The organism is Candidatus Nanopelagicales bacterium, from assembly GCA_037045355.1.
Lineage (GTDB): Bacteria > Actinomycetota > Actinomycetes > S36-B12.
In genome coordinates, this window is sequence record JBAOHO010000009.1 from 55,170 (window position 1) to 74,448 (window position 19,279).

The 19,279-nt window shown below is 66.0% G+C and carries 17 protein-coding genes and 3 pseudogenes; 14 read left to right on the forward strand and 6 right to left on the reverse strand.

Going from position 1 to position 19,279, the window contains the following annotated elements; translation table 11 throughout:
* The first annotated feature begins 222 nt into the window (after nucleotides 1–222).
* Complete coding sequence (locus V9E98_02875) at nucleotides 223–1,167, forward strand: heme o synthase (GenBank protein ID MEI2715932.1); 945 nt, start codon at nucleotides 223–225, stop codon at nucleotides 1,165–1,167.
* Here the strand turns inward: V9E98_02875 and V9E98_02880 are convergent.
* From V9E98_02880 to V9E98_02895, 4 genes are all read right to left on the reverse strand, one after another.
* Nucleotides 1,054–2,154 carry a COX15/CtaA family protein gene (locus V9E98_02880; GenBank protein ID MEI2715933.1) on the reverse strand — a complete coding sequence of 367 codons (1,101 nt, stop codon included), beginning with the start codon at nucleotides 2,152–2,154 and terminating at the stop codon, nucleotides 1,054–1,056. The genes V9E98_02875 and V9E98_02880 overlap by 114 nt on opposite strands.
* Before the next feature lie 83 nt (nucleotides 2,155–2,237).
* Nucleotides 2,238–2,921: a tyrosine-protein phosphatase gene (locus tag V9E98_02885; protein MEI2715934.1), complete on the reverse strand. Its 684-nt coding sequence runs from the start codon at nucleotides 2,919–2,921 to the stop codon at nucleotides 2,238–2,240.
* A 126-nt stretch (nucleotides 2,922–3,047) separates the two neighbouring features.
* Nucleotides 3,048–3,833, reverse strand: coding sequence for an ABC transporter permease (locus tag V9E98_02890; protein ID MEI2715935.1), 786 nt, complete (start codon nucleotides 3,831–3,833; stop codon nucleotides 3,048–3,050).
* Nucleotides 3,830–4,768, reverse strand: coding sequence for an ABC transporter ATP-binding protein (locus tag V9E98_02895; protein MEI2715936.1), 939 nt, complete (start codon nucleotides 4,766–4,768; stop codon nucleotides 3,830–3,832). The genes V9E98_02890 and V9E98_02895 overlap by 4 nt, the downstream gene beginning before the upstream one ends.
* A 114-nt stretch (nucleotides 4,769–4,882) precedes the next feature.
* On the opposite strand from V9E98_02895, the gene V9E98_02900 reads away from it, so the two are divergent.
* From V9E98_02900 to V9E98_02945, 10 genes and pseudogenes are all read left to right on the forward strand, one after another.
* Nucleotides 4,883–5,554 carry a metalloregulator ArsR/SmtB family transcription factor gene (locus tag V9E98_02900; GenBank protein ID MEI2715937.1) on the forward strand — a complete coding sequence of 224 codons (672 nt, stop codon included), beginning with the start codon at nucleotides 4,883–4,885 and terminating at the stop codon, nucleotides 5,552–5,554.
* Nucleotides 5,551–5,970 (forward strand): annotated as a pseudogene (locus V9E98_02905) (Fe-S cluster assembly protein SufB). Before V9E98_02900 ends, V9E98_02905 begins: the two are co-directional and overlap by 4 nt.
* Nucleotides 5,971–6,015: 45 nt before the next feature.
* Nucleotides 6,016–7,097, forward strand: a pseudogene (locus V9E98_02910) (LAGLIDADG family homing endonuclease).
* Nucleotides 7,096–8,127: pseudogene (gene sufB, locus V9E98_02915) on the forward strand (Fe-S cluster assembly protein SufB). Before V9E98_02910 ends, sufB begins: the two co-directional pseudogenes overlap by 2 nt.
* Nucleotides 8,124–9,251 (forward strand): Fe-S cluster assembly protein SufD, encoded by a 1,128-nt coding sequence (gene sufD / locus V9E98_02920; protein ID MEI2715938.1) that lies wholly within the window; start codon nucleotides 8,124–8,126, stop codon nucleotides 9,249–9,251. The pseudogene sufB and the gene sufD overlap by 4 nt, the downstream one beginning before the upstream one ends.
* On the forward strand, nucleotides 9,248–9,610 hold the full coding sequence (locus V9E98_02925; GenBank protein MEI2715939.1) for a non-heme iron oxygenase ferredoxin subunit: 363 nt from the start codon (nucleotides 9,248–9,250) through the stop codon (nucleotides 9,608–9,610). Before sufD ends, V9E98_02925 begins: the two co-directional genes overlap by 4 nt.
* Nucleotides 9,607–10,365 carry a Fe-S cluster assembly ATPase SufC gene (gene sufC, locus V9E98_02930; protein ID MEI2715940.1) on the forward strand — a complete coding sequence of 253 codons (759 nt, stop codon included), beginning with the start codon at nucleotides 9,607–9,609 and terminating at the stop codon, nucleotides 10,363–10,365. The genes V9E98_02925 and sufC overlap by 4 nt, the downstream gene beginning before the upstream one ends.
* Complete coding sequence (locus V9E98_02935) at nucleotides 10,365–11,648, forward strand: cysteine desulfurase (protein ID MEI2715941.1); 1,284 nt, start codon at nucleotides 10,365–10,367, stop codon at nucleotides 11,646–11,648. Before sufC ends, V9E98_02935 begins: the two co-directional genes overlap by 1 nt.
* Nucleotides 11,648–12,133: an SUF system NifU family Fe-S cluster assembly protein gene (locus V9E98_02940; protein ID MEI2715942.1), complete on the forward strand. Its 486-nt coding sequence runs from the start codon at nucleotides 11,648–11,650 to the stop codon at nucleotides 12,131–12,133. The genes V9E98_02935 and V9E98_02940 overlap by 1 nt, the downstream gene beginning before the upstream one ends.
* A complete protein-coding gene (locus V9E98_02945) occupies nucleotides 12,126–12,449 on the forward strand; it encodes a metal-sulfur cluster assembly factor (GenBank protein ID MEI2715943.1) in 324 nt (107 codons plus the stop codon). Before V9E98_02940 ends, V9E98_02945 begins: the two co-directional genes overlap by 8 nt.
* A gap of 75 nt (nucleotides 12,450–12,524) precedes the next feature.
* On the opposite strand, the gene V9E98_02950 is transcribed toward V9E98_02945, so the two are convergent.
* Both V9E98_02950 and V9E98_02955 read right to left on the reverse strand, forming a co-directional pair.
* A complete protein-coding gene (locus V9E98_02950) occupies nucleotides 12,525–13,415 on the reverse strand; it encodes a neutral zinc metallopeptidase (protein MEI2715944.1) in 891 nt (296 codons plus the stop codon).
* 54 nt (nucleotides 13,416–13,469) lie between these two features.
* Entirely contained in the window at nucleotides 13,470–13,973 is a 504-nt protein-coding gene (locus tag V9E98_02955; protein ID MEI2715945.1) for a nitroreductase family deazaflavin-dependent oxidoreductase, read from the reverse strand.
* A gap of 62 nt (nucleotides 13,974–14,035) precedes the next feature.
* Here V9E98_02955 and V9E98_02960 point away from each other — a divergent pair, with 62 nt between their 5' ends.
* From V9E98_02960 to V9E98_02970, 3 genes are all read left to right on the forward strand, one after another.
* On the forward strand, nucleotides 14,036–15,631 hold the full coding sequence (locus V9E98_02960; GenBank protein ID MEI2715946.1) for an ABC-F family ATP-binding cassette domain-containing protein: 1,596 nt from the start codon (nucleotides 14,036–14,038) through the stop codon (nucleotides 15,629–15,631).
* A gap of 79 nt (nucleotides 15,632–15,710) precedes the next feature.
* Nucleotides 15,711–17,192, forward strand: coding sequence for a hypothetical protein (locus V9E98_02965; protein ID MEI2715947.1), 1,482 nt, complete (start codon nucleotides 15,711–15,713; stop codon nucleotides 17,190–17,192).
* 187 nt (nucleotides 17,193–17,379) lie between these two features.
* Nucleotides 17,380–19,278 carry an ABC transporter ATP-binding protein gene (locus tag V9E98_02970; protein ID MEI2715948.1) on the forward strand — a complete coding sequence of 633 codons (1,899 nt, stop codon included), beginning with the start codon at nucleotides 17,380–17,382 and terminating at the stop codon, nucleotides 19,276–19,278.
* The last annotated feature ends 1 nt before the right edge of the window (nucleotide 19,279 follow it).

The window sequence follows — 19,279 nt, forward strand, 5'->3', positions numbered from 1 at the left end:
AGCGTCGCAACCGCCTCCATGACCTGCTCGAATCAGTTTGATCCGGACCAGCCTGCGAATAGGTGGGTTCGGTCGCGCGGTACGAGGTCATCGTGACGTGGGAGGTCATCCTCATGTCCCCCGAGCGGTTACGGCTTTGCCCTTTCGGGTGGTCGACGTTCTAGACTGACGTCGTCCGGATCCACGCGATCGACGTGGAAACCTCAGCAGTCTGGAGCGTGCGTGACGGCGATCGACCCGAGTGAGTCACTCGCCGCCGTCCGCCCGACGTCGCCGGCGTCGGCTCCCATGCGCTCCCGCGGCGCCACCATCAAGGCGTATGTCGCGCTCACCAAGCCGCGCATCATCGAACTGTTGCTGGTCACGACGGTGCCTGCGATGCTGCTCGCGGCTCAAGGGCTGCCAGACCTGCGAATAGCGATCGGCACGCTGATCGGTGGGACCTTGGCCGCTGCGGGCGCCAACACCATGAACTCCTACCTCGACCGCGACATCGACGCGGTCATGCACCGCACCGGCGCCCGTCCGCTGGCCACCGGCACGATCCCCGCGCGCAATGCGATCATCTTCGGTTGGATCCTGTCGATCCTCGCCGTCGTCGTGCTGTGGGTCACCACCAACCCGGTCGCGGCGGTGCTGGGCGCGCTGGCGATCGCCATGTACGTCGTCGGATACACGCTGGTACTCAAGCGCCGCACTCCGCAGAACATCGTGTGGGGCGGTGCCGCCGGTTGCATGCCTGTTCTGATCGGTTGGTCAGCGGTGACCGGATCCCTCGCCTGGCCCCCGGTCGTGCTCTTCCTGATCGTGTTCTTCTGGACCCCACCGCACTACTGGCCTTTGTCGCTGCGCTACCGCGCCGACTACGCCGCTGCCAATGTCCCGATGCTTCCCGTTGTCGCCGATTCCAAGGCCGTCGCCAAGCGCATCGTGCGCTACTCCTGGGTCATGGTGGCCGTATCACTGCTGCTGATCCCGGTCGCGAGCATGGGATGGCTGTACTCCGGAGTTGCCGTGGTGCTGGGTGCGCTGTTCCTGTGGGAGGCCTACGCGCTACAACGCCGGGTCGGGACCGCGCGATTGAACCCCATGCGGTTGTTCCATGGCTCGATCACTTACCTGTCGCTGCTGTTCCTCGCCGTCGGTATCGATCCGTTCCTGGGCTGAGCCGACGCGGCTCAGCGCAGATCGACGAGATCCGGGGCCATCACGCCGCGGGTTCGTAGCGCCAGGCGCACCCTGATGGCCGCCACCCAGATGAGGGCACGCGAGCAGCATGTGGGTGGCCACAAACGCCCAGGGGAGTCCGGTGAACAGCTGGGCGTATCCGACAACGCCGTTGAGCAGCGCTGCCGCCACCAGCAGCCACATGCGGCGCCACGCGAGCGTGGGCCCGTCGACCAGCCGTAGGGCTACGAGCATCGCGATCATCAAGCCGATGAAGAGATACACGACGTCCGCGTGTACCCACGCCGCCACGCGCTGATCGATGCCCAGGCGGTGGGTCACGTCCGCGTCGCCGGAGTTGGGGCCGGCTCCGGTCACGATGGTTCCCAGGACGATCACCGCAAGGGCGGTCGCCACGAGCGCATTGCCGAGCCACAGCAGTTCGCGGCGCACGATGGGCAGGGTCGGGCGATCAGCAGGGTCCTGAGCTCGGTCCACGAGCAGGACACACCCGGCGATGATCGCGATCGACAGCAGGAAGTGCGCGGCAACGATCAGCGGGTGAAGGCCGGTCAGCACCGTGATCCCACCGAGCACTGCCTGGGCGACGGTGCCGACGATGGGCACCGCTGCCAGCCACATCACTGGTGGTCGGGCAGGCAGTGCAGCGGACTTCTGCCGACGCCACCAGACCAGGACACCGACGATCGCTGCCAGGGCGGCGATCGCCAGCAGGAACGTGAGTAGCCGGTTGCCGAACTCGACGTACTTGTGCCAGGCCTCCTCTTGCTTGTTGGTCGGAACGAGGGAGCCGTCGACGCACTCGGGCCACGTCGGACAGCCCAGACCCGAACCTGTGAGGCGGACCAGGCCGCCGGTCACGACGATTCCGACCTGCACGACCAGGTTCACGCGGAAGATGTTGACCAGCCACCCGGGGGCTGCGTTGTCGGTTGTCGTGGTCGTGGCTGGCGCTGTCGTCGTCACGTGCCCAGGGTACGGCGAGCCCCCGCGACGGATGCCGACGGATGCCGGCGGGTGCCAGGGTCATGTTCGAGACCGGGGAGAGCTCAGGGGGTCAGCAGCCGTTCTCGCAGCGCAACGATGGCGGCGGGATCGAGTTCGAGGCCACCGGTCAGGTAGTCCTCCCACGATCCGTAGTCGGCGATCGCCGCTTCGTGGGCGGCCGCGAGGTAGTGCGGATAAGTGGAGATCGCCCGCTCCATGATCGCGACATCTCCGCCCTGGGCCTCGAACTGCTCGCGGTAAGGAGCCAGTAGAGCCATGACATTGGGGCCACTGATCATGTAGTCGGCCAGGACGTCGTCCCATCCGACGCCGACAGTGACCAGGATGACGCTCGCGACCCAGCCGGTGCGGTCCTTGCCTGCCGTGCAGTACAGCAGGTCCGGGCCGCTATCCGGCTCGGCCAAGCGGCGCAGAACGCCAGCGGTGCCGCGCCGGGAGCTCGGCAGTGTGGCGAACGATCGGTACCCCTCGACGAAGATGCGGTCGAGCCCGTCGGCATCGAAATCCGGCCGTTCGCCGGAGACAGCTGCTCGCGCGATGGCCCCTAGGGAAGCGGGTCCCGAGTCTGGCTCGTCGGCGAGCAGATCGGCATGGACGCGCACCGCAGCCTCGGGGAGTTCCACCGGGCGCTGATCACGTTCGCCCGCGGTGCGCAGGTCATAGACGCGGGCGATTCCCAGCTCGTGCAGTGCAGTCAGGTGATCCTCGCGGGCGGGGGGCCGCACTGCGGAAGATCAGTCCGCGGCGTACGGATCGGCCGTCCTGGGTGCGATGCCCGCCGAGGTCGCGGGCGTTGGGGAGCCGGTTGGCCGGGTCTGGGGTGTCTGTCGGGTTCGGGCTGTCCGCCGGGCTCATGAGGTCCACCGGAAGGTGCGCTGAACGACCACGGCACCGATGATGCCCCACACGGTCAGAATGAGCAGGCTCACCCCGACCACCCCCACGTCGGTCATGGGCGCAAGAGCAGCGCGCAGACCGTCGGCCAAGGCAGCGGACGGCAGCAGTGAGATCACGGCGGCGATCGGATCGGGGAACCGGTCGGGCGGGATCACCACACCCCCGGCCAGGAGAAGGATCAGATACACAGCGTTGGCCAGGGCGAGGGTGGCCTCGGCGCGCAAAGTGCCCGCCAGGACCAGACCCCAGGCGGCAAAAGCGAAGGTCCCCAGAGCAACCAGAGGTATCGCCCACCACACGCCAGCGCCAGGTCGCCAGCCCAAAGCAGCGCCGACCGCGACGATGATGACCAACTGCACGGCCTGGACGCCGAGCACCGCCAGCGCCTTGGCAGTCAACAGTCCGGTGCGGGACAGCGGGGTCGTGCCCAGGAACTTGATGGCCTCGCCACGGCGGTCGAAGCCGGTCGAGATCGCCAGGGCGGTGAACGCGCTGGACATCACAGCCAGGGCCATGATGCTCGGCACGAGCAACTCCACGCGGGCCTGGCGTCCGACAGCGCCCAGGGACACGAAGTCCGTCAGCGACAGTCCCACCAGCAGCACCAACGGGATGATGAGGGTGAGCAGGATCTGCTCGCCATTGGCCATCATCAGTCGCCATTCGAGAGCCGCCTGGGATCGGACCACCTGGCCGGCCGGAGCGGAGCGGCCGAGGGGGGCGAGTGTGGTGTCGGTCATGGCGTCGACTCCCCTGCTGTGGCGGTCACATCCAGGAACACCTGTTCCAAGTTGCGCTGCTGCACCGTCAACTCCGAAGCCAGAACCCCGTGCTCGGCACACCACGCCGTGACCGCGGCCATGGTGCCCGGGTCGATGCGGGAACCGGTCAGCCGGTAGGTGCCGGGCGGCTCTTCCACCAGGTCGAAACCGGGGGAGAGGGCCCGGAGCAGGCCGGAACGGTCGAGATGGGCGGCGGCCCGAAAACGCAGGGTCTGGCCGTCCGGGTCGGCGGTCAGGTCCGCTGCGGTACCGCTGGCAACACACTGCCCCTGGTGGATGATCACCAGCTGATCGGACAGCTGTTCGGCCTCCTCCATCGCGTGGGTCGACAGCAAGATGGTGGTGCCCGCTTGCCGCAGCTCGTCGATCAAGCCCCACACGTCGCGCCGGGTGGCGGGGTCGAGACCGGCCGTGGGTTCGTCCAGCATCAGCAGATGTGGTCGGCCGACCATGGCGCAGGCGAGTTTGACGCGCTGCTGCTCGCCACCGCTCATCCGGCGGAAGGTCGTGCGACCGAGCGAGTGCAGATGCAAGCGGTCCATCAGCGCGTTCACATCCCATGGCGCCGTGAAGAAGCGGGCGACATGGCTGATGGCCTGCTGGGCATTCGCCCCTGACCACACCCCACCGCGCTGCAGCATGACCCCGACGTCGGCGCGCTGATCCGCGGAGCGCCGCCACGGATCGTGGCCGAGTACCCGCACGGTGCCGGAATCGGCGTGCTGCAGGCCGGCGCAGATCTCGATGGCGGTGGTCTTGCCCGCGCCATTGGGGCCCAGCAGACCCGTGATCCGTCCGGGTGGCACGGTGAGGTCCAGCCCACTCAGCGCGACGGTGGCACCGAAAGTCTTGGTGACATCGCGGAGCTCGATGGCATCGGGCGCGGCAGTCACCCGACAAGTGTAGGTGTGCGCGCGGGAGGTACATCCCGACGCCGATCCGGTCGCTGCGACCCACGTCACGGCCCCGGCTGTTGCGCATCGCAGGAATTAGGCAACAATGGTGTTGTGAAAATCCAGTCAGAGGCTCGCCGCCGTGTGGCGCGTTCCCTGCTGGCCGACGGCCCCGCGACCGCCCCGGAGTTGGCGCAGCGGCTCGGCATGACAGCCGCGGGGGTCCGTCGTCATCTGGATTCGCTGCAAGCCGACGGCCTGCTGGAATCCGGCGAACGCCCCGCCTTCGGGCCCGCGCCGTCGCGTGGTCGTGGCCGCCCGCCGCGGGTGTATTCGATCACCGAATCCGGTCGGGACATCTTCGACCAGGCCTACGACGATCTCGCCATGTCCGCCCTGCGGTTCCTGTCCGAGCGCGGCGGTGAGGACGCGGTGACGGCATTCGCCAGCGAACGTGCCCGCGACCTGGAACGTCGCTATCTGCCGGTGCTCGCTGACGAATCCGACCCCCAGCACCGGGCCGAGTTGCTGGCCCGGGTCATGACTGATGACGGTTTTGCGGCCTCCGTCACCGATATCCCCGGTGGCAGTGCGCTGCAGATCTGCCAACACAACTGCCCCGTCGCCCATGTCGCCGCCGAATTTCCTGTCCTGTGTGACACCGAGACCGAAGCCATCGCCCGGCTGGTCGGCTCCAACGTGACCCGATTGGCGACCATCGCGCACGGCGATGGCGTCTGCACGGCGGTCGTGGCCGCCCGAACCCCAGAGAGGATCCGCTCATGACCTCAACCCGTGACCAGATTGAGGACACCGCTACTGGGGGTGCCGCCGACCAACTGGAAGGCCTCGGCACCTACGAGTACGGCTGGGCCGATTCCGACACTGCCGGCGCCACTGCACGGCGTGGCCTCAACGAGGATGTCGTGCGCGACATCTCCGCGAAGAAGAACGAGCCACAGTGGATGCTCGACCTGCGCCTGAAGGGCTTGCGACTGTTCGAGAAGCAGCCGATGCCGGCCTGGGGTGCTGATCTGTCCGGCATCGACTTCGACACCATCAAGTACTTCGTGCGCTCCACCGAGAAGCAGGCGGCATCCTGGGAAGACCTCCCCGAGGACATCAAGAACACCTACGACAAGCTCGGCATCCCCGAGGCGGAGAAGCAGCGCCTCGTCGCGGGTGTGGCCGCCCAGTATGAGTGTCTGGCCGGTGACACCAGGGTGTGGACCGCTGGTCGCGGCTTGGTGGCCATCAAGGAGATCGAGCCCGGAGACCAGGTCTTCGCGTACGACGAAGACGCCGACGCGTTCGTCGTCGCCCCGGTCCGCGCAGCCGCTCAGACAGATGTACGCCAGACGTATCGGCTCACCGCCGGCACGCGGCAGGTCCGCGCCACCGACAACCACCCGATGTTGGTGCTGGAGGACAACCGCAAGCCGGGTCGGCAGCGCGCGCGTTACCGCCGCCGGTGGAAGACGGTCGGGGAGTTGCAGGTCGGGGACTTCATCGCGGTCCCGCGAAGCCTGCCCACGTTCGGCACCTCCCGCGTCCTGCACGACGGTTCCGGATTCGGCCCGGTCGAGACCAACGTCGACCTGATGTGGCTCATGGGGTTCTTCATCGGCGACGGCAATGTCCAGTCGTCCGGGCGTACGCACCGGCTCCAGTTCGCGGTCGTCGCTGGTGACGTCGAGGTGCGCGCGGAGATCGCGCGTATCGTCTCGGAACAGTTCGGCACCCGAACCATCGAGGCCGACGACTACCGGGTGGTGGTCAACTCCAAGAAGCTCTGCGAGTTCATCTCGGATCTCGGCTTGGCCGGTCGATCGCTCACCAAGCGCATTCCGACCTGGGTCCAGTCACTGCCTCTCGACGAGCGGCTCGCCTTCCTCGGCGGCTACGTGGATGCAGACGGATACGTCGGCCCCGACAAGTCCGGCTCGGTGGCGCTGACCAGCGGCAACTCCGCGCTGCTCGAAGACGCGGCCGCCTTGGCGCTGACCAGCGGCCTGCGGGCCAGCCGGCTGTACGAGTTCGACTCGGTGCACCCGACAGATCCGGAGCGGCTCATCCACGGGTTCCGCATCGGGATCTCGGGCGACTTCGAGCTCCTGGACTGCCGCAACCCCCGGCGGACGAAGCGATTCGGTCGGCGCGAGTACTTCCACAGCGACCGAGCGGCGCATGGCACGACCCTCCGGGCACACGTGTCCGACCACCTCGGGTTCACCCGCGTCACGGGCATCGAGCCCCACGAGGTCGAGCCCGTGTTCGACATCGAGGTCGACGGCCCGCACAACTTCATTGCCGAGGGTCTGGTGGTCCACAACAGCGAGGTGGTTTACCACAAGATCCGCGAGGACCTGGAGGAGCAGGGCGTCGTCTTCCTGGACACCGACACCGGTTTGCGCGAGCACGAAGACGTGTTCAAGGAGTACTTCGCGTCGGTGATCCCGGCCGGCGACAACAAGTTCGCGGCTCTGAACACAGCAGTTTGGTCCGGCGGTTCGTTCATCTACGTTCCGAAGAACGTGCACGTGGAGATCCCGCTGCAGGCGTACTTCCGCATCAACACCGAGAACATGGGCCAGTTCGAGCGCACCTTGATCATCGTCGACGAGGGCGCCTACGTTCACTACGTCGAGGGCTGCACCGCACCCATCTACAGCACCGACTCTCTGCACTCGGCAGTCGTGGAGATCATCGTCAAGGATGGCGCTCGATGCAGGTACACGACCATCCAGAACTGGTCGACGAACGTCTACAACCTGGTGACCAAGCGGGCCCAGGCCCACAAGGGCGCCACGATGGAATGGGTCGACGGCAACCTCGGGTCCAAGGTGACCATGAAGTACCCGGCGGTGTGGCTGATGGGTGAGCACGCCAAGGGCGAGACGCTGTCGGTGGCCTTCGCCGGTCCCAACCAGCACCAGGACGCCGGCTCCAAGATGGTGCACGCCGCGCCCAACACGTCGTCGTCGGTGATCTCGAAGTCCGTCGCCCGCGGTGGTGGCCGCTCGTCGTACCGCGGTCTCGTGCAGGTCATGCCCAACGCCTCCGGCTCGGCCAGCACTGTGCGCTGCGACGCACTGCTCGTCGACGACGAGAGCCGCTCGGACACGTACCCCTACAACGACATCCGCACCGACGACGTGGCCATGGGCCACGAAGCAACCGTGAGCAAGGTCAGTGAGGACCAGCTGTTCTACCTGCAGTCCCGCGGCATCCCCGAGGACGAGGCCATGGCCATGATCGTGCGCGGCTTCATCGAGCCGATCGCGCGCGAACTACCCATGGAATACGCGCTGGAGCTGAACCGGCTCATCGAACTGCAGATGGAAGGGGCCGTGGGATGACAGCGGTCAGCGAACACCTCAACGAGGCGGTGCGCAGCTTCGACGCCGAGGCCTTCGAAGTGCCCACCGGCCGCGAGGAACTGTGGCGCTTCACCCCCATGCGAAGGCTGCGCGGACTGCACCAATCGGTCGAGTCGACCGGCGGGGTGGACTACAGGGCCGATACGGCGGCCCAGTTGGTCACGATCGTCGAGCGCGATGACCCGGCGCTCGCCCAGGCCGCCCCTCCCAGCGACCGCGTGTCCGCTCTCGCATGGGCGGGCTTCGAGCAGGCGGCAGTCATCACCGTCCCCGCGAACGGCGAACTGGCTGATCCCGTGCGAATCACGGTTGACGCTTCGGGCAACCCGCAGGCGTTCGGGCAGGTCGTCGTCGACCTCGGCGCCAACTCGTCGTCCGTCGTCGTGATCGACCATGTCGGCACCGGCGCCTACGCGGGCGACATCACGGTTCTTGCCGGAGACGGCGCCACGGCCACCGTCGCAGTCCTGCAGCGGATGGCAGACGATGCCGTGCTTGTGGGACATGTGCGGGTGGTGGTCGGTCGCGACGCATCGATCCGAGCCGTCGCCGTCACGCTCGGCGGGGATGTCGTACGACTGTCGTCCAGTGTGACGTACACGGGTCCTGGTGGTAGCGCCGAGATGCTGGGGGCCTTCCTCGCCACTGGCGGCCAGCATCAGGAGCATCGATTGTTCGTCGATCACTCTGTGCCGAACTGCCGCAGCGATGTCACGTACAAGGGTGCGCTCGCCGGCGCCAAGACTCACACCGTGTGGGTGGGCGACGTCCTCATCAGGGCCGCGGCGACCGGAACCGAGACTTACGAGACCAACCGCAACCTGGTCTTGACCGAAGGTGCCCGCGCGGACTCGGTACCGAACCTGGAGATCGAGACCGGTGAAGTCGCAGGTGCCGGTCACGCCGCTGCCACCGGCCGGTTCGATGACGAGCAGTTGTTCTACCTCCAGTCCCGGGGCATCCCCGCCGACGAGGCGCGCCGCCTGGTCGTCCGTGGCTTCTTCGCGGACATGGTGCGCCGCATCGGGGTCACCGAAGTGGAAGACCTCCTCATGGCCAGCGTCGATGAGGAGTTGTCATCACTCGAGACGGCGGCTCCATGATGACCGCCAAGACCACTGGTTTCGTCCCCGTCTGTCCACTCTCGGCGCTGGCCGACGGCACGGCGAAATCCGTCGATGTCGCCGGAGAGGACGTCTGTGTCGCCCGGGTCGGTGACGAGGTCTTCGCCCTGCGGGATGTCTGCAGTCACGCCGAGGTGCCCCTCAGCGAAGGCGTCGTCGAGTCGGATGGCACCATCTCGTGCTGGCTGCACGGCTCCCGTTTCGACTTGCGCACCGGCGAACCGGACGAACCCCCCGCCTGGGAACCGGTCGATACCTACCAGACCCGAATCACCGACGTCGATGGTGTCGCCACCGTCGAGGTCAGCCGCCACACAACACAGGAGACACGGTCATGAGCACCTTGGAGATCCGCGACCTGCATGTCAGCGTCGATGCCGACGGCGAGGACCGGGAGATTCTCACCGGCGTCACCTTGACCATCGAATCAGGTCAGACACACGCCATCATGGGGCCCAATGGTTCCGGGAAGTCCACTCTCGCCTACGCGATCGCCGGACATCCCAAGTACACGGTCACGTCAGGAAGCGTCACGCTGGACGGCCAGGATCTGCTGGAGATGTCCGTCGATGAACGTGCCAGGGCTGGGCTGTTCCTGGCGATGCAGTACCCGGTCGAGGTGCCGGGCGTATCGATGTCCAACTTCCTGCGCACGTCCGCCGCCGCTGTGCGAGGAGAGGCGCCCAAGTTGCGACTGTGGCTGAAGGAACTGCGCGAATCCATGGCGCAGTTGAACATCGACTCGAGTTTCGCCGAGCGCAACGTCAACGAGGGGTTCTCCGGCGGCGAGCGCAAGCGCGCCGAGATCCTGCAGTTGGAGCTCCTCGCTCCGAAGATCGCAGTCCTCGACGAGACCGACTCCGGCCTCGACGTGGATGCGCTGCGCACCGTTTCGCAGGGAATCAACCGGGTCCGCGAGACCGGTGACACCGGCCTGATCCTGATCACACACTTCACGCGCATCCTCAAGCACGTGCGGCCCGACTTCGTACACGTGTTCATGGACGGTCGCATCGTCGCCGAAGGAGGCCCCGAGCTCGCCGACATCATCGACGCCGAGGGCTATGAACAGTTCACGAAAGCCGCCGTCTGATGACATTGGATGTCGGCGCGATCCGCGCGGACTTCCCGATCCTGGCGCGCACCGTGCGCGACGGGAAACGGCTCGTGTACCTGGACTCCGGCGCTACGTCTCACAAACCGCGCCAGGTGCTCGATGCCGAGCGGCAGTTCCTCGAAAGCAGCAACGCCGCAGCCCATCGCGGCTCGCACCAACTCGCCGAGGAGGCCACTGCCGCCTACGAGCAGGCCCGCGCCACCATCGCGGGCTTCGTCGGGGGACGGCCTGAGGAGCTCGTCTTCACCAAGAACGCCACCGAAGCGATCAACCTCGTGGCCTACTCCTTCCTGAATGCCACGCTGAAACGCCAGCGCGGACTCGAGTTACCGGCCGGGGCCGATCGGTTCGTGCTGAACCCGGGGGACGAGATCGTCGTCACCGAGATGGAGCACCACGCCAACCTGGTGCCGTGGCAGGAGTTGCGCGACAAGACAGGCGTGACACTGCGCTGGCTAGGGTTGACCGACGACGGCAGGCTTAACCTGGATGACCTCGACACCGTGATCACCGAGCGCACCCGAATCGTGTCGTTCGTGCACCAGTCCAACATCCTCGGCACCGTCAATCCGGTCACCACCATCGCCGCGCGTGCCCGTCAGGTCGGCGCCTTGGTCATGCTGGATGCCTGCCAGTCGGTGCCGCACATGCCGGTGGATGTGACGGCGCTCGATGTGGACTTCATCGCTTGGAGTGGGCACAAGATGCTCGGACCCACCGGCATCGGGTGCCTCTGGGGGCGACCCGAGTTGCTGGCCGCGATGCCGCCGTTCATCAGCGGTGGCTCGATGATCGAACTCGTCACCATGGAGCGCAGTACCTTCGCGGCACCGCCGCAGCGGTTCGAAGCCGGCGTGCCGATGTTGTCCCAGGCGGTGGGCCTCGAGGCCGCCGTGCGCTATCTCAACGGGATCGGGATGACTGCCGTTCACGACCATGAGCAGGAACTGACACAGCAAGCGCTCGCGGGCCTCGAAGCCCTTGCCGGGGTCCGGATCATCGGCCCCCGTGACATGGTCGACCGCGGCGGAGCGGTGTCCTTCGCCGTCGAGGGAATCCACCCCCACGACCTCGGCCAAGTGCTCGATGACGAGGGAGTGGCGGTCCGGGTGGGACACCACTGTGCCTGGCCCACCTGTCGCCGGTATGGCGTGCCCGCCACGACACGTGCCACGTTCCACGTCTACAACGACAAGACCGATGTGGATGTTCTGGTCGCCGGGGTCGTGCGTGCCCAACGATTCTTCGGGGTGTTGTGATGGACGTCGAATCGATGTACCAGGAAGTGATCCTCGACCATTACCGCAACCCGCACGGGAGGGGTCTGCGGACTCCCTTCGACGCCGAGGTGTTCCACGTCAATCCCACCTGCGGAGACGAGATCACGCTGCGAGTGGACCTGAGCGACGGTGCTGAACCCGTCATTCGGGACGTGTCTTACTGGAACCAGGGGTGTTCCATCTCGCAGGCAAGCGCCTCGGTGCTGTTCGACGAGGTCGAAGGTCGCCCCGTCAGCGAGGCCTTCGAGACGCTCGATTCGTTCATCGAGTTGATGCACTCCAAAGGACAGGCCGAACCGGACGATGAGGCCTTAGGTGATCTCGTGGCATTCTCGGGGGTCGCGAAATATCCGGCTCGGGTCAAGTGTGCGCTGCTGCCCTGGATGGCGCTGCGCGATGCGGTCGAGCGGGGCACCGACGATGCCGCCCCGAGGCCATCAGACGAGGAGGAAGTCCATGAGTGAAATGACGGTCACGTCCGAAGACGACGTGATGGAGGCCATGCGTGATGTCGTCGATCCTGAGCTCGGCATCAATGTGGTCGACCTCGGGCTGGTCTACGGGGTCACCGTGGACCCGGACAACAAAGCCATCATCGACATGACGCTTACCTCAGCCGCATGTCCACTCACCGATGTGATCGAAGATCAGACCCGGGCCGCGCTCGATGGGCTGGTCGTGGATCACGTCATCAACTGGGTCTGGATGCCGCCTTGGGGCATGGACAAGATCACGGATGATGGTCGCGAGATGCTGCGGGCGCTGGGCTTCAACGTCTGACCTGGGCGCCCGGTCCAGAGGTGGTCGGACGCCTGCACGGGCTCCCTCGAGTCCGACACGCGACATCGCCGCAACTCAGAAATCGTCGGTGGAACTGTTGAAGGTGTCGCAGCGGCCGGGGTCGCCGGATTCGAAGCCGCGCGCGAACCAGCCCTGGCGGGCACGGGCGGAGCCGTGCGTCCACGTCTCGGGGTCGACACGCTGACCGGCCCCGGCCTGGATCCGATCGTCCCCGACAGCGGCGGCAGCGTCGATCGCCTGGTTGTATTCCTGCTGGGTGATGGCCACCTTCCCCCGCTCGTCGGCTTGTCTGGCCCAGACACCTGCGTAGCAGTCGGCCTGCAGCTCAAGGCGAACGCTGATGTCGTTCGCGGCCCGTGGATTCTGCTGCTGCAAGCGACGCGCCTGGCGCTCGGTTCCGACGAGGTTCTGAAGGTGATGACCCACTTCGTGGGCGATCACGTACGCCTGGGCGTTGCGGCCCTCGGCACCGAGTGTGGTGAGCAATTGGCTCATGAAACCGAGGTCGACGTACACCTTGCTGTCCGCAGGGCAGTAGAACGGACCGGTCTGCGATGATGCGGGGCCGCAGCCGGTACGTACACCGCGTTCGAAGAACACCAGCGTGGGTCGCTGGTACCCCTGAACCTGATCCGTCCAGATCTCGTTGTTCTCGTTGAAGATCTTCACGATGAAGCAGTCCTGATAGCGGTCCACAGCTCCGGGAGTGTTGCAGCGAGTGGCGACATCACTGGCTGGGGCCGGCTGGGTGCCGGTCGCCGTGCCCGTGAAATCGGACTCGAGTGGATTCACGCCGAGGAGGAGCAGCACGAGTAGCGCAACGACGCCCAGGCCACCGGCGCCGGCGCCCATCATGCCGCCGCGGCCCATGCCGCCTGCGCCGCGGCCGGTGCCGCGACGATCCTCCAATTGCGATGCGTCGACGCGGTCGTCGTCGAACTTCACCCACACCTCCTGCTTCGCGATAACCGTATCGCCGGGCGGTTCAGCGTCGCAGGGTCACTCGACGAACTCGCACACGACGATCTGGATCTCCCGGTCGCCGGCACGATCTTCGTAGTTGGCGTAGTTGGCGATGAAGTCCTTCGCGGTGCGCCACAGTTCGTCGCGTTCTTCCGGTGTTGCGACGCGGGCGCGGTAACGGCCGGTTCTGCCGTGGAACTGCAGGGTGACGTCGGGATTGACCTGCACGTTGTGGAACCACGCGGGATGGGAGGTGCGGCCGTAGTTCGATGCCATGAGGATCACATCTTCGCCGCGTGTGTAGTACATCAGCGGCGACTTGCGTTCGATGCCCGACTTGGCGCCGGTGTGGGTCATCAACAGCAGGGGAGTAGCGGGTAGCGAACTGATCCACGCGCGCGTCATGGGAGTGATTGTTCGGTCGATCCGTGGGGCGATCGTCGTGAGGTACCAGTAGCCGGCGGGGTTGTTCAACAAAGGGACCAGGTATTTGCGGCGCAGCCGCAGTCCCCGAGGGTCGACTCGCGGCAGTTTGCTCATGGCGTCACGATAGGTCGGCGGTGGACGGGAGTCCTGGCTGGCGACCGTAGACTGGGAACCCCGTGATCACCGTTTCCGACCTCCAACTCCGCGCAGGCCCGCGCCTTCTGCTCTCCGACGCCTCGTTTCGCGTGGGTCCCGGGGACAAGGTGGGCCTGGTCGGTCGCAACGGTGCCGGCAAGACGACCCTTACTCGGATCATCGCGGGTGAGGGGGCGCCGGCGGGGGGCACGGTCACCATAAGCGGCGACGTCGGCTACCTGCCCCAAGACCCTCGGTCTGGCGACATGGATCAGCTGGCTCGCGACCGGATCCTGTCAGCGCGCGGCATCCACGAGGCGAGAGCCCGAATGATGCGGGCAGCGGAGCGGATGGCCAGCTCGGATGACTCGACTCGCGACAAGGCGATGCGGCGCTACAGCACCGCGGAGGCCGACTTCGTGCGACTGGGCGGATACGCAGCCACCTCAGAGGGTGAGGCGATCGCGAGCAATCTGGGACTACCGGAACGTGTCCTGGATCAGCCCCTGCACACCTTGTCCGGGGGACAGCGACGCAGGGTCGAACTCGCCCGCATCCTCTACGCGGGGGCGCCCACCCTGCTTCTCGACGAACCCACGAACCACCTCGACGCGGACTCGATCACCTGGCTGCGGTCATTCCTGAAATCCTTTGACGGGTCGGTCGTCGTGATCAGCCACGACGTCGAATTGCTGGCCGCCACGGTGAATCGGGTCATGCACCTGGACGCCACCCGCGCTGTGCTCGAGATCTACAACATGGGGTGGGATACCTACGTCAAGCAGCGAGAGGTCGACGAGCGCCGACGACGCAGAGAGAAGGCCAACGCAGAGAAACAGGCCAGCGCCCTGCGGGACCAGGCGGAACGGATGCGGTACAAGGCCACCAAGGCCAAGCAGGCCCAGGTGATGCTGCGTCGGGCCGAGCAGATGTTGTCCGGCATTGAGGAACGCCAGGGCGACAAGGTGGCCAAATTGCGGCTGCCTCGCCCGGCCCCTTGTGGTCGGGTACCGCTCACTGCAGCGGAACTCAGCAAGTACTACGGGTCGCTGGAAGTGTTCACCGACGTCGACCTGGCCATCGACCGCGGTTCCCGGGTCGTCATCCTGGGTCTCAACGGCGCCGGCAAGACGACACTGCTGAAACTGCTCGCCGGTCAGGATGAGCCTGACACCGGCGCGGTCCACCCCGGTCACGGGCTGAAGCTCGGGTACTACGCCCAGGAGCACGAACAGCTCGACACGGCCGCGACGGTGCTCGCCAACATGCTCGCGTCGGCCGACGACATCAGCGAACAGCAGGCCCGGGACGTCCTGGGCTCCTTCCTGTTCAGCGGCGACGACGTGGCCAAACCAGCGGGTGTGCTGTCCGGTGGTGAGAAGACCAGGCTCGCGCTGGCGATGCTGGTGGTCTCCGGAGCGAATGTCCTGCTGCTCGACGAACCCACCAACAACCTCGACCCTGCCAGCCGTGCCGAGATTCTGGCCGCATTGCGTGATTACGAGGGAGCCGTCGTCCTGGTCAGCCACGACGAAGGCGCGGTGGAGGCGCTCAATCCCGAGCGCGTGTTGTTGCTCCCCGACGGCGTTGAGGACCACTGGAATCCTGACTACGCCGACCTCGTGTCGCTCGCTTGATGCGGATGACAGCCGCGAGCGTGCCGCGCACTCGGTGACACCGCTGATTCAGCGTCAGCCCAGGTGTAGCGTTTCGAGTATGGCTGTGACGCGACGCCAGATGTTGACCGCAGCCGGAGCCCTGGGTGTCACCGCGGCGACGGCTCCACTGCTGCCGACCAGCGCCGTGGCGCACGGCACGGCTCCGGCGCCGACACGTCCGTCCGACGTCCTGCTTCCCCTGTTCAACAACGCTGCCTTCAACGGGCAGATCTCGTTCTGCTTGGGCGGCGCCAGTTCGCACACCGCCGAAGTCGGTGAAGTCATGCGGATGGTGCAGCAGGTCAACAAGAAGACCGGCAACCCCGGTGATGCCGATACCACCGCTGCTGACTTCGAAAGCCTCGTACAGGCGTGCATCGATCTCGGGGATCGTCTGGAGCGGCTGGCCAGACGTTCCGGTGCGAGGAACGCCGTGTCGTACCGACAGCGGATGATGCGGGCCTCGTCGTATGCGGCGCAAGCGCTGTTCTTCGTGCTGGGGGGAACCGAACCGGACAATGAAGCCGAGTACTTCCGGATCTGTCAGGACAGGTGGTTGAAATCGGCTCGGTACTTCGACCGTCCGGTGCAACCGTTCGTCGTTGACTCCCGGTATGGAAGCATCCCCTGCTACTTCTTCCCCAGCCCGGTCGGGTCGGGCAAGAGGCCCACTGTGATCGTGAGCTCCGGCAGCGATGGGCAGTTGGTGGAGTGTATGCAGTTCGGCGTCACCGACGGTTTGGAGCGGGGATACAACGTGGTCCTGTTCGAGGGGCCAGGTCAGATGTCCCGGCTGTTCGAGAAACAGATCACCTTCACCCCCGACTGGAACAAGGTGATCGAACCGATCGTCGAACGTGTGCGCCGCCGCAACGACGTCGGATTGGTGGGTTTGGTCGGCGTCTCGTTCGCCGGGATGTTGTCCGCCCGTGCTGCTGCCGAAGTGGACCTCGATGCCACCGTCCTCATGCCCGCCGCCTGGAACGCGACTCTGGTCTGGGGCGATCAGATGGACATGAACACGGTCAAACAGACCCACAACCTGCCCCGAGCCGAGAAACAGCGGGCTCGCCGGGAACTCAACTCCGGGTTCGCGTCCGAATGGCCGCAGTTCCCCCGTACCACTCAGTGGGGCATCTACAAGCGGGGCGAGATCTACAGCCGCCAGGTCCTGCGCGACGCCCGAGCCGGACGCCCGCCTTCGGACTACTACCAGTTGCTGGAGAACATGCTGCCGTTCGTGTTCGACGACGACCTGCGGCGAATCACCCGGCCCATGCTGCTGACCCGCAATCAAGGAGATCAGTACTTCAACGGCGGGGCGGGAGTGCCGCCCACGCCCACGACGGGCAAGTACGACCAACCGACCTATGCCTTCAGCTTGTTGCGCAAGGTACCGCCGCGCCACAAGAAGTTCTTCGACTTCACGGCAGCACAAGGCGCTTCGCTGCACGATCAGCCACTGGCTCCTCAGTTCGCCAACGAGGTCATGTTCGACTGGCTGGCGCGGTTCCTCACGGCCCGACGCGGACTTGGCTGATCGGATCGACGCCGACCGCTGTTCGCGGTGCGCGTAGCCGGTCGCGGGAATCCGCGGAGCCGACTGCGCATTACCCTCATAGGGACCTGCACCCTGCGAAGGGTGTGGCGACCTGACGGGAACCTGGCTCGCGGGACCTTCACATCAGCCCGCAGTCGCGGGTCAAGCTCAAAGGGATCGAGGAACTATGTCCCACGGCGGACCCATGGGGGGTGCCACCGCCCGCGTCGCCGCTTCCCGGTCCTTCTCCCGCGACCGCTCCGTGCTCAAAGAGGATCTGCAACCCGGAATCCTGCGTCGGGTGCTGTCGTACGCCCGGCCGTTCAAGTCACTGGTGATCCTCTTCTTGATCACCATGGCGGTAGACGCGCTGCTGACCGTCGCCCAGCCCTTGCTCTTCCGGCGCATCATCGACGACGGCATCTCTCAGGGCAACGCGTCCGTGGTCACCACCACGGCCCTGTTGGTGGCCGGCATCGCCATCGTCGACGCGGGGGTCGGGCTGTGGAGCCGTTACTTGTCGGCTCGGATCGGGGAGGGGCTGATCTTCAACCTCCGAGCGGAGGTTTTCGACCATGTCCAGCAACAGTCCATCGCGTTCTTCACCCGTGCCCAAACAGGTGCCCTCGTCAGTCGACTGAACACCGATGTCATCGGTGCCCAACAGGCGTTCACGTCGACGCTGAGCGGAGTGGTCGGCAACCTCATCACGGTGGTCGTCGTACTCGTGACCATGTTCTGGCTGTCGTGGCAGATCACCCTGCTGGCGCTCATCCTGGTGCCGATCTTCTTGTTGCCGGCGCGCTATATGGGGCGTCGCCTGCAGGCCCTCACCCGTAAGCAGATGCAGTGGAACGCGGACCTGAGCATTCAGATGACCGAACGCTTCAACGTGGCCGGCGCGCTGTTGGTGAAGCTCTTCGGACGACCCGCGGAGGAACAGGCGGTCTACGAGAGCAAGGCCGCCGGGGTGCGCGACATGGGCGTCAAGATCGCTTTGGCCAACCGCTACTTCTTCACCGCGTTGACGTTGGTGGCAGCGCTGGCCACCGCCATCGCCTACGGGGTGGGCGGCAACTTGGTCATCACCGGTGCCCTGACCCTCGGTACATTGCTCGCGATCATCGCCCTGCTCGCGCAGTTGTACGCCCCCTTGACGGCGCTGTCGAACGTGCGGGTGGACGTCATGACCGCGCTGGTCTCCTTCGACCGTGTCTTCGAGGTCCTCGACCTCAAGCCGCTGGTGGCCGATGCCCCTGACGCCCGTGAGCTGCCCCGCCGGGGTGCACCCCCGATCCGGTTCTCACACGTGGATTTCCACTACCCGGACTCCTCTCAGGTGTCACTGGCATCGCTGGAGTCCATCGCCCGAACCGGTCCGGATCGGGCAGCCACCGGACCTGTTCTCGATGACGTGTCATTCGAGATCCCCGCCGGTCAGACCTACGCGCTCGTCGGCCCATCCGGGGCTGGAAAGACAACGATCACCGCCCTCGTCTCACGGTTGTACGACCCGACCGACGGCGCCGTTTCGATCGCCGGGCAGGACTTGCGTGACGTCACGCAGGAATCGCTGCATGCCGCCGTGGGCGTCGTCACTCAGGACTCGCACATGTTCCACGACACCATCGGAGCGAACCTTCGATACGCCCGACCGGATGCTTTGGACGCGGACATCTTGGCGGCCTGTGATGCTGCCCGGGTGGGGGATCTCGTCCGATCGCTGCCTCAGGGGTTGGACACCATCGTGGGGGATCGGGGGCATCGGCTGTCAGGCGGTGAGAAGCAGCGGCTGGCCATCGCCCGGTTACTTCTGAAGCGCCCCGATGTCGTGGTGCTGGACGAGGCCACGGCCCACCTGGACAGCGAGAGCGAAGTCGCCGTCCAGCGGGCCCTTGCCACTGCGCTGGAGGGGCGAACCGCGGTTGTCATCGCCCACCGATTGAGCACGATTCGAGATGCCGATCGGATCCTCGTCGTCGCCGATGGGCGAATCGTGCAGTCCGGCACCCACGACGAACTGCTGGCCGAGGGTGGACTCTACGCGGATCTCTACGTCACGCAGTTCCACGGGACCACGGTCTGAC

What these genes read in the sequence shown, in the direction of transcription:
- V9E98_02890 (MEI2715935.1), bottom strand. Translation starts at nt 3,833, where the DNA reads ATGACCGACACCACACTCGCCCCCCTCGGCCGCTCCGCTCCGGCCGGC.
- sufD (MEI2715938.1), top strand. Translation starts at nt 8,124, where the DNA reads ATGACAGCGGTCAGCGAACACCTCAACGAGGCGGTGCGCAGCTTCGAC.
- V9E98_02925 (MEI2715939.1), top strand. Translation starts at nt 9,248, where the DNA reads ATGATGACCGCCAAGACCACTGGTTTCGTCCCCGTCTGTCCACTCTCG.
- sufC (MEI2715940.1), top strand. Translation starts at nt 9,607, where the DNA reads ATGAGCACCTTGGAGATCCGCGACCTGCATGTCAGCGTCGATGCCGAC.
- V9E98_02935 (MEI2715941.1), top strand. Translation starts at nt 10,365, where the DNA reads ATGACATTGGATGTCGGCGCGATCCGCGCGGACTTCCCGATCCTGGCG.
- V9E98_02940 (MEI2715942.1), top strand. Translation starts at nt 11,648, where the DNA reads ATGGACGTCGAATCGATGTACCAGGAAGTGATCCTCGACCATTACCGC.
- V9E98_02945 (MEI2715943.1), top strand. Translation starts at nt 12,126, where the DNA reads ATGAGTGAAATGACGGTCACGTCCGAAGACGACGTGATGGAGGCCATG.
- V9E98_02955 (MEI2715945.1), bottom strand. Translation starts at nt 13,973, where the DNA reads ATGAGCAAACTGCCGCGAGTCGACCCTCGGGGACTGCGGCTGCGCCGC.
- V9E98_02965 (MEI2715947.1), top strand. Translation starts at nt 15,711, where the DNA reads ATGGCTGTGACGCGACGCCAGATGTTGACCGCAGCCGGAGCCCTGGGT.
- V9E98_02970 (MEI2715948.1), top strand. Translation starts at nt 17,380, where the DNA reads ATGTCCCACGGCGGACCCATGGGGGGTGCCACCGCCCGCGTCGCCGCT.